Here is a 9,205-nt window from a genome sequence, read left to right on the forward strand (position 1 = left end):
CCCGTCGCGGCTGACAGCCGCTCCTACGCGCGCCGCGACAGATACGCCCATCCAGCGTACGAACACGCGACCGAACGCCCCGTCAGTCGACCAGCCGCAACCGCAGTTCCTTGGGCAGCGCGAACACCATCGACTCCGGCTCGCCCGCCAGTTCCGACACGCCGTCGGCGCCGAGTTCGCGCAGCCGCGCGATGACCCCGTCCACCAGCACCTGCGGCGCCGAGGCGCCGGCGGTCAGACCGATGCGGCGCTTGCCGGCGATCCAGGCGGGATCGATCTCGTCGGCGCCGTCGATCAGGTAGGACTCCACCCCGTCGCGCCGCGCCAGCTCGCTGAGCCGGTTGGAATTGGAGCTGTTCGGCGAGCCGACCACCAGCACCAGGTCGCACTCCTTGGCCAGGTCGCGCACGGCGTCCTGGCGGTTCTGGGTGGCGTAGCAGATGTCGTCGTTCTTCGGCCCCTGCATCGCCGGGTAGCGCGCACGCAACGCCTCGATGATGCCGCGGGTGTCGTCCACCGACAGCGTGGTCTGGGTGGTGTAGGCCAGGTTCTCCGGCTGCTGCACGTCCAGCGTGGCGACCTGCTCGATGTCCTCGACCAGGTAGATGCGGCCGGTGCCGCACTCGCGGTCCCACTGCCCCATCGTGCCTTCCACCTCGGGGTGGCCGGCGTGGCCGATCAGCACCACGTCGCGGCCGGCGCGGCAGTGCCGGGCCACCTCGAAATGCACCTTGGTCACCAGCGGGCAGGTCGCATCGAACACCTTCAGCCCGCGCCGCTCGGCTTCCTGGCGCACCGCCTGGGCCACGCCGTGGGCGCTGAAGATCACCGTGTTGCCGTCGGGCACCTCGTCCAGTTCCTCGACGAAGATCGCGCCGCGCTGCTTGAGGTCGTCGACCACGAAGCGGTTGTGCACCACCTCGTGGCGCACGTAGATCGGCGCGCCCAGGGTTTCGATGGCGCGCTTGACGATCTCGATCGCGCGATCGACGCCGGCGCAGAAGCCGCGGGGGTTGGCGAGCAGGACATCCATTGGCTAGATCCGCCGGCCGCAGGGGGCCAGGCGCTTCGACAGGGAGAGTGGCACCGATTATCCCGCTTTTCGCTTCGCCTTGCCGTCGAACACGCCGAACAGGGCGATGCCGATGGCGCCGGCGACGATCGCCGAGTCGGCGATGTTGAACGAGGGCCAGTAGTGCTCGCCAACGTACCATTGGATGAAATCGACCACGTGGCCGTGCATCAGCCGGTCGATCACGTTGCCGATCGCCCCGCCGATCACCAGCGCGTACGGCAGCGCGCTGCGCCACTCGCCGCGCGGGGTGCGCGCCAGCCACCAGGCCAGCAGGGCGCTGATGCCCACCGCCAGCGCGGTGAAGAACCAGAGCTGCCAGCCGCCGGCCTGGCTCAGGAAACTGAATGCCGCGCCGGTGTTGTAGGTCCGGTACCAGTTCCAGAAGCCGGGGATCACCGGCACGGCGGTGAACTCGGGCAGGCTGGACAGCACCCAGGCCTTGCTCCACTGGTCCAGGCCGATCACCGCGGCCGACAGCAGCAGCCAGATCAGGGCGGAGGGGTTGGGTCGTGCGGTCATGCGGGAAGTCCGCCTTGGGCGAAGAAGGAAAGGGAGGACGGCCGGCGCCGCAGCCACGGCACCGCCGCTGGCCCCGGCGACGCAGTCGCGTGGCCGGGGACGGGACTCAGAACCAGCGGCGCTCCTCGCCCGGTCCTTCGATGTTGCTGACGCAGCGGCCGCACAGTTCCGGGTGCGCCGGATCGGCGCCGACGTCGGCGCGGTAGTGCCAGCAGCGCACGCACTTGGGCTTCTCGGTGGCCTGGGCGCTGACGAAGATCTCGTCGGTGCTGGCCTCGCGCACCACCACGTCGCCGCTGATGAACAGGAAGCGCAGCTCTTCCTGCAGCGGCTGCAGCTTCGCCGCGGTGGCGGCGTCGGCGGCGACGGTGATCTCCGCCTCGAGCGCAGCGCCGATCACGCCGTTGCCGCGCATCGGCTCCAGCACCTTGGCCACCTGCTCGCGCAGCGCCAGCAACTGCTCGAAGTCGGCCGCGCTCAGCGCCGCGTCGTCCGGCAATGGCGCCAGGCCTTCGTACCAGGTGGCGAACAGCACGTTGCCCAGGTGCGCGCCCGGCAGGTAACCCCACAGTTCGTCGGCGGTGAAGCTCAGGATCGGCGCGATCCAGCGCACGAAGGCCTCGGCCACATGGAACATCGCGGTCTGCGCCGAGCGCCGGCCGAGCGAGTCCTCGGCCATCGTGTACAGCCGGTCCTTGGTCACGTCCAGGTACAGCGAGCCCAGGTCCACGCTGCAGAAGTTCAGCAGCGCCTGCACGATGGCGGCGAAGTCATAGCGCGCGTAGGCGGCCTTGATCTGCTCCTGCACCTCGTAGGCGCGGTGCACGATCCAGCGGTCCAGCGCCACCAGTTCCGGCAGCGGCCGCAGGTGCACGGCCGGGTTGAAGCCGTGCAGGTTGCCGAGCAGGAAGCGCGCGGTGTTGCGCAGGCGCCGGTAGGCGTCGGCGTTGCGCTTGAGGATTTCCTGCGACAGCGACATCTCGTTGCTGTAGTCGGCCGAGGCGATCCACAGGCGCAGGATGTCCGCGCCGAGGGTCTTCATGATGTCCTGCGGCTCGATGCCGTTGCCCATCGACTTGGACATCTTGCGGCCGTGCTCGTCCACGGTGAAGCCGTGGGTCAGGCACTGCCGGTACGGCGCCGCGTGGTCCAGCGCCACGCCGGTCAGCAGCGAGGACTGGAACCAGCCGCGGTGCTGGTCGGAGCCTTCCAGGTACAGGTCGGCCGGCTTGGGCAGGCCGCGTTCGGTCAGCACCGCCTCATGGGTGACGCCGGAATCGAACCAGACGTCGAGGATGTCGGTGATCTTCTCGTAGTCGCCCGCTTCGTCGCCGAGCAGTTCGGCGGCGTCGAGCGCGTACCACACGTCCACCCCGCCCTCCTCGACGCGGTCGGCGACCTGGCGCATCAGCTCGGTGCTGCGCGGATGCGGCTCGCCGGTCTCGCGGTGCACGAACAGCGCGATCGGCACGCCCCAGGTGCGCTGGCGCGAGATCGTCCAGTCCGGGCGCCCGGCGACCATGCCGGCGATGCGCGCCTGGCCCCAGGCCGGGTACCAGTGCACGCCTTCGATGGCCTGCAGCGCCTCGGCGCGCAGGTTGGCCTGCTCCATCGAGATGAACCACTGCGGGGTGGCGCGGAACGCGATCGGGGTCTTATGCCGCCAGCAATGCGGATAGCTGTGGACCATGCTGGCGCGCGCCAGCAGCAGCCCACGCGCGGCCAACAGGTCGGCGATGACGTCGTTGGCCTTCCAGATGTGCAGCCCGGCCAGTTCCGTGCCATCGACCGCGGGGGTCGACGGCAGGTACACGCCGCGCGCATCCACCGGGTTGATCTGCGCCGCGCCGTAGCGCTCCAGCAGCCCGTACGGCTTGACCGCCACGTAGTCCTCCTGGCCGTGGCCGGGGGCGGTGTGCACCGCGCCGGTACCGTCGGTGTCGGACACGTGGGTGCCGAGGATCACCGGCACGTCGCGCTCGTCGTAGAAGGGATGCGCCAGCACCTGGTGTTCCAGCGCCACGCCGGCGACGCGGCCGTGCACCACCACCTCATCCACCCCGTAGCGCTGCAGCGCGCGCTCGGCCAGCGCGTCGGCCAGCACCAGCCAGCGGCGGCGGCCGTCGCGGGCCGGGCCTTCGACCAGCGCATAGACCAGCTCCGGCCCCAGCGACACCGCCAGCGAGGCCGGCAGCGTCCACGGCGTGGTGGTCCAGATCGGCACGGCCACTTCGGCACCGTCCGGCAGGGTCGCACCGAATGCGGCGGCCAGCGCCGCGCCGTCGCGTGCCGTGTAGGCCACGTCCACCGTCGGCGACTGCTTGTCGGCGTACTCGATCTCGGCCTCGGCCAGTGCCGAACCGCAGTCGAAGCACCAGTGCACCGGCTTCACGCCGCGGGTCAGGTGGCCGTTCTCGACGATCCGCGCCAGCGCTCGGATCTCGTTGGCCTCGAAATGGAAGTCCAGCGTGCGGTACGGGTTGTCCCAGTCGCCGATCACGCCCAGGCGCTTGAAGTCGCGGCGCTGGATGTCGATCTGCGCGTTGGCGTATTCGCGGCACTTCTGCCGGAACTCAACCGCATCCAGCTTGACCCCGACCTTGCCGAACTTCTTCTCGATCGCGATCTCGATCGGCAGGCCGTGGCAGTCCCAGCCCGGAATGTACGGCGCGTCGTAGCCGGACAGGTACTTGGACTTGACGATGATGTCCTTGAGGATCTTGTTGACCGCATGCCCGAGGTGGATCGCGCCATTGGCGTACGGCGGGCCGTCGTGCAGCACGAACAGCGGCCGGCCCTGGGCGTTGTCGCGCAGCCGCGTGTACAGGCCCTCGCTCTCCCAGCGCGCCAGGATGTCCGGCTCGCGCTTGGGCAGGTCGCCGCGCATCGGGAACTCGGTCGCCGGCAGATGGAGGGTGGCTTTGTAGTCCTGGGTCACGGGCAGTTACCGGTCGGTGGTCTTCAGGGGGAGATCCGCGCGCGGGGCGGCGGACACGGGCGGCAGGCCCGCGCCAGCAGGCGCAGCGAGCAGTTGCCGCGCCAGCGCGGCGTCGCGGTGCATCTGCGCGGTCAGCGCCGGCAGATCGGCAAAGGTTTCCTCGTCGCGCAGCTTGGCGACGAACTCCACCTCGATGTGGCGACCGTACAGGTCGCCCTGGAAATCGAACAGGTGCGCTTCCAGCAGCGGCTCCACGCCCTGCACGGTCGGGCGGGTGCCGAAACTGGACACCGACGGCCACGGCTGCGCCGCCACCCCGTGCACCCAGGTGGCGTAGATGCCGGACAGCGCCGGGGTGCGGGCGAACCGCAGGTTGGCGGTGGGATAGCCGAGCGTGCGCCCGAGCTGCTTGCCGCGCACCACGCGGCCGCCGATCGCATACGGGCGGCCGAGCAGTTCGGCGGCATGGGCGAACTCGCCAGCCACCAGCAGCTCGCGGATGCGGGTGCTGGAAATGCGCTCCTCGCGCAGGTGCACCGGCGCGATCTCGTCGGCGGCGAAGCCATGCTGGGCGCCCAGCGCACGCAGCAGCGCGATGTCGCCGCCGCGCTTGTGGCCGAAGCGGAACGCCGGGCCGATCCAGACCTCGCGCGCACGCAGGCGCTCGACCAGCACGCGCTGCACGAAGTCCTCCGCGCTCATCGAGGCCATGCGCCGGTCGAAGCGCAGCAGGCCGACGCTGTCGATGCCGAGTTGGAGCAGGCCCTGCACCTTGGCCCGGGCCAGGGTCAACCGCGGCGGCGGCGCGGCCGGGGCGAAGAACTCGCGCGGCAGCGGCTCGAAGCTCAGCGCCACCGCCGGCACGCCCGCTTCGCGCGCGCGCGCGATCGCCTGCCGCACCAGCGCGCGGTGGCCCAGGTGCAGGCCATCGAAGGCGCCGATGCAGACCACGCTTCCCTGCGGGAACAGGGTCCCGCCCTCGACGTCTCTAAACAGCCTGCTCATTCCTCGGTCCGAAGCGCCGGCGCAGGAAGCGCCGGTCGATGATGCGTAACCGTCGAGTATAGCGGGTGGGGGCTTGGCCCGGGACCCGGGACCCGGGACGGCAGCATCGGCGTGCGGAGCCAGACCGCCGCCAGGCGATCCGGCAAAAACAAAGTGATCACTTTCTATGGGAGGGACTTCAGTCCCGACGGGCTTTCCCGGGAAGGCCCGTCGGGGCTGAAGCCCCTCCCACAATGCAATCGCAAGCGCTTGGCACTCGCGGGTCCCGGGTCCCGGGTCCCGAACCCCGGCTTCAATGCTCGCGCAGATCCCGCGGCCGGAACCCCAGCGCCAGCAAGGCCAGCAGGTACACCGCGCCGCCGCCGCCGACCAGCAGCAGCAGGCCGCCGATACGGTGCCACTTGTCCATGCCGGTGAACGCCGGCAGCCAATGCTGACCCAGCAGCAGCACCGCAACCATGGGCGCACAGGCAAGGCCCAGCCGCAGCAGGTAACCGCCCCAGCCCGGCTTGGGCTGGTAGACCTGGTCGCGGCGCAGCCAGCGCCACAGCAGCGACAGGTTGAGATAGCTGGCGACCGCACTGGCCAGGCCCAGCGCCAGGTGCAGGCCCGGCACCGCCGCCAGCGCCGCACGCACGCCCTGCGCGCGCAGTTCCGCCGGCACCCACAACTGGTACAGGATCGCCAGGAACAACAGGTTCAGCGCCATGTTGGCGACCAGCGCGGCGACGCCGGCGCGCACCGGCGTGCGCGTGTCCTGGCGCGAATAGAACGCCGGCAGCAGCACCTTGAGCAGGGCGAACGCCGGCAGGCCGAAGCTCAGCCCGAACACCGACATCGCCGCCATGCGCGTGTCGAAGGCGGTGAACTTGCCGTACTGGAACAAGGTCGCCACCAACGGCTGGCTCAGCAGCATCAGCCCCAGCATCGCCGGCACCGCGATCAGCAAGGTCGTGCGCAGTCCCCAGTCCAGCGCGCTGGAAAAGCCCGCGCGATCGGTCTTGACGTGGTGCCGCGACAGCGCCGGCAGGATCACCGTGCCCAGGGCCACACCGAACACGCCCAGCGGCAGCTCCAGGAAGCGGTCGGCCTGCGACAGCCAGCTCTGCGAGCCGGCGTACAGGAACGAGGCGATCACCGTGTCCAGCAGCAGGTTGATCTGCGCGATCGAGGAACCGAACAGCGTCGGCACCATCAGGGTCAGCACCCGGCGCACGTCCGGATGCCGCCAGCCCCAGCGCGGCAGGGTCAGCAGGTCGATGCCGCGCAAGGCCGGCAACTGGAACAGCAACTGCAGCACGCCGGCCACCAGCACCGCCCAGCCCATCGCCAGGATCGGCACCTGCAGCCGCGGCGCCAGCCACAGTGCGCCTGCGATCATGCACAGGTTGAGGATCACCGGGGTCAGCGCCGGCAGGCCGAAGCGGTGGAAGCTGTTGAGCGCACCGCCGGCCAGCGCGGTCAGCGACACGAACAGCAGGAACGGGAAGGTCAACCGCAGCAGATCGACGATCAACCCGAACTTGGCCGGGTCGTCGGTAGCGCCAGGATTGAACAGCATCGCCACCTGCGGGGTGAAGATCAGCCCCAGCGCGGTGACCAGCAGCAGCACCCCGCCCAGGGTGCCGGACACCCGCGACATCAGTGCGCGCAGGTCGGCGTGCGGGCGGGTTTCCTTCACCTCGGTGAACACCGGCACGAACGCGGTGGCGAACGAGCCCTCGGCGAACAGCCGGCGCAGGAAGTTGGGAATGCGGAACGCCACCCAGAACGCGTCGGTGGTGGCGTTGGCGCCGAAGGAAATGGTGATGGCCTGGTCGCGCACCAGTCCCAGCACGCGCGAGACCATGGTCATGCTGCTGAAGGAGAGCAGCCCGCGGAGCATGCGCGGCTGGCTCATGCGGCAGCCCTCTTGACAATTGACTTGACGCGAATATTCGGACGCTTCATACTCTCCCGCTTGTTTTTATCCACCACACAGCTTTCCAGGAAACCACCACCGTGGCCAATATCAAGTCCGCCAAGAAGCGCGCCAAGCAGACCGTCGTGCGCAACGCGCGCAACACGGCTCAGCGTTCGATGCTGCGCACCGCCGTCAAGAAGGTCATCAAGGCCCTGGACGCCAACGACGCAGCCGGCGCCGAAGCCGCTTTCGCCATCGCCCAGCCGATCCTCGACCGTTTCAGCTCGCGCGGCCTGATCCACAAGAACAAGGCTGCCCGTCACAAGAGCCGCCTGAGCGCCCGCATCAAGGCGATCAAGACCGCCGCCTGATCGGCCGCCGTCGACGCCGGAAGCGCCCACGCTTCCGGCAGCACCACGAAAAAGCCCGGCCTCGGCCGGGTTTTTCGTGTGCGCGTCGCCCTGCCCCGCGCGCCGCGGGACGGCGCGACGCTCAGGAGGCATTGGCGGCCGCCTCCAGCGCCTCCTCGCGCTGGCGGTCGAAGAACGCCATCACGTCCTTCATGATCGGCCAGGTGCCTTCGCGGCCCAGCGCCGAGACCAGGTACCAGGGCTGGGTCCAGCCCAGCTCGGCGACGACCTGCTCGGCCAGCGCACGCGCCTCGTCCTCGAACATCAGGTCGGCCTTGTTCAGCACCAGCCAGCGCGGCTTGGCCAGCAGCTCCGGGTCGTGCTTCTGCAGCTCGCGCTCGATCGCCCGCACCTGCTCGGTCGGCGACACGCCATCCACGCCACCCTCCATCGGCGCCAGATCCACCAGGTGCAGCAGCAGACGGGTGCGCTGCAGGTGGCGCAGGAACTGCGCACCGAGGCCGGCGCCGTCGGCGGCACCCTCGATCAGCCCGGGAATGTCGGCGATCACGAAGCTGCGATAGGCCTCGACGCTGACCACGCCCAGGTTCGGATACAGCGTGGTGAACGGGTAGTCGGCGACCTTCGGCGTCGCCGCGGACACGGCACGGATGAAGGTGCTCTTGCCGGCATTGGGGAAGCCGAGCAGGCCGACGTCGGCCAGCAGCTTCAGCTCCAGCTTGAGCGTGCGCTCCTCGCCCTCCTCGCCCGGCGTCGCCTTGCGCGGCGCGCGGGTCACCGAACTCTTGAAATGCATGTTGCCCAGGCCGCCCTTGCCGCCCTGCGCGACCAGCAGGCGGTCGCCGTGCGCGACCAGGTCGCCGATGACCTCGTCGGTCTCGACGTTGATCACCACGGTGCCGACCGGCACGGTGATGGTCAGATCCTCGCCGGCCTTGCCGTACATCTGCCGGCCCATGCCGTTCTCGCCGCGCTGCGCACGGAACGCGCGCTGGTGGCGGAAGTCGACCAGGGTATTGAGATTCTCGTCGGCGACCAGCCACACGCTGCCGCCATTGCCGCCGTCGCCGCCGTCGGGCCCACCCAGCGGGATGAACTTCTCGCGGCGAAAGCCGATGCAGCCATTGCCGCCATTGCCGGCCGTGACCTGGATTTCCGCTTCGTCTACGAGTTTCATGGATAACAACCGGGAATGGGGAATGGTGAATCGGGAATGGGAAAAGCGAGCCATCGCCGCGGCGACGATTCTATGTCGCAGCCACAGATCGGCAAAATCCATCACTGCATTGCCTGACGCAACCAGGACAGGGCGAGTTCACGGGAGGCGCCTTTGCCCATTCCCGATTCCCCACTCCCCATTCCCAGCCGCAAAACAAAAACCCCGCCGAAGCGGG

7 protein-coding genes are annotated in these 9,205 nt (G+C 69.5%); 1 reads left to right on the forward strand and 6 read right to left on the reverse strand.

Annotated elements, in window-relative coordinates; translation table 11 throughout:
• Nucleotides 1–82 precede the first annotated feature (82 nt).
• The 5 genes from ispH to murJ all read right to left on the reverse strand — a co-directional run bounded on the left by ispH (nt 83) and on the right by murJ (nt 7,422).
• A complete protein-coding gene (ispH, locus tag CEK65_RS00805) occupies nt 83–1,033 on the reverse strand; it encodes a 4-hydroxy-3-methylbut-2-enyl diphosphate reductase (protein ID WP_017907393.1) in 951 nt (316 codons plus the stop codon).
• Between the two features lie 57 nt (nt 1,034–1,090).
• On the reverse strand, nt 1,091–1,594 hold the full coding sequence (lspA, locus tag CEK65_RS00810) for a signal peptidase II (protein ID WP_017907394.1): 504 nt from the start codon (nt 1,592–1,594) through the stop codon (nt 1,091–1,093).
• A gap of 106 nt (nt 1,595–1,700) precedes the next feature.
• Nucleotides 1,701–4,532 carry an isoleucine--tRNA ligase gene (gene ileS, locus CEK65_RS00815; protein ID WP_152180457.1) on the reverse strand — a complete coding sequence of 944 codons (2,832 nt, stop codon included), beginning with the start codon at nt 4,530–4,532 and terminating at the stop codon, nt 1,701–1,703.
• 6 nt (nt 4,533–4,538) lie between these two features.
• Nucleotides 4,539–5,537: a bifunctional riboflavin kinase/FAD synthetase gene (locus CEK65_RS00820; protein ID WP_152180458.1), complete on the reverse strand. Its 999-nt coding sequence runs from the start codon at nt 5,535–5,537 to the stop codon at nt 4,539–4,541.
• A 292-nt stretch (nt 5,538–5,829) separates the two neighbouring features.
• Nucleotides 5,830–7,422 carry a murein biosynthesis integral membrane protein MurJ gene (gene murJ, locus CEK65_RS00825; RefSeq protein WP_152180465.1) on the reverse strand — a complete coding sequence of 531 codons (1,593 nt, stop codon included), beginning with the start codon at nt 7,420–7,422 and terminating at the stop codon, nt 5,830–5,832.
• 116 nt (nt 7,423–7,538) lie between these two features.
• Between murJ and rpsT the strand changes: the two genes are divergently transcribed.
• Nucleotides 7,539–7,811, forward strand: coding sequence for a 30S ribosomal protein S20 (gene rpsT, locus CEK65_RS00830; RefSeq protein ID WP_010341167.1), 273 nt, complete (start codon nt 7,539–7,541; stop codon nt 7,809–7,811).
• Between the two features lie 121 nt (nt 7,812–7,932).
• Here rpsT and cgtA read toward each other — a convergent pair whose 3' ends face one another.
• Complete coding sequence (cgtA, locus tag CEK65_RS00835) at nt 7,933–8,988, reverse strand: Obg family GTPase CgtA (protein ID WP_152180459.1); 1,056 nt, start codon at nt 8,986–8,988, stop codon at nt 7,933–7,935.
• Nucleotides 8,989–9,205 lie beyond the last annotated feature (217 nt).

The sequence above is a fragment of the Xanthomonas sp. LMG 12459 genome (assembly GCF_009192905.1).
GTDB classification, from domain to species: Bacteria; Pseudomonadota; Gammaproteobacteria; order Xanthomonadales; family Xanthomonadaceae; genus Xanthomonas_A; species Xanthomonas_A sontii.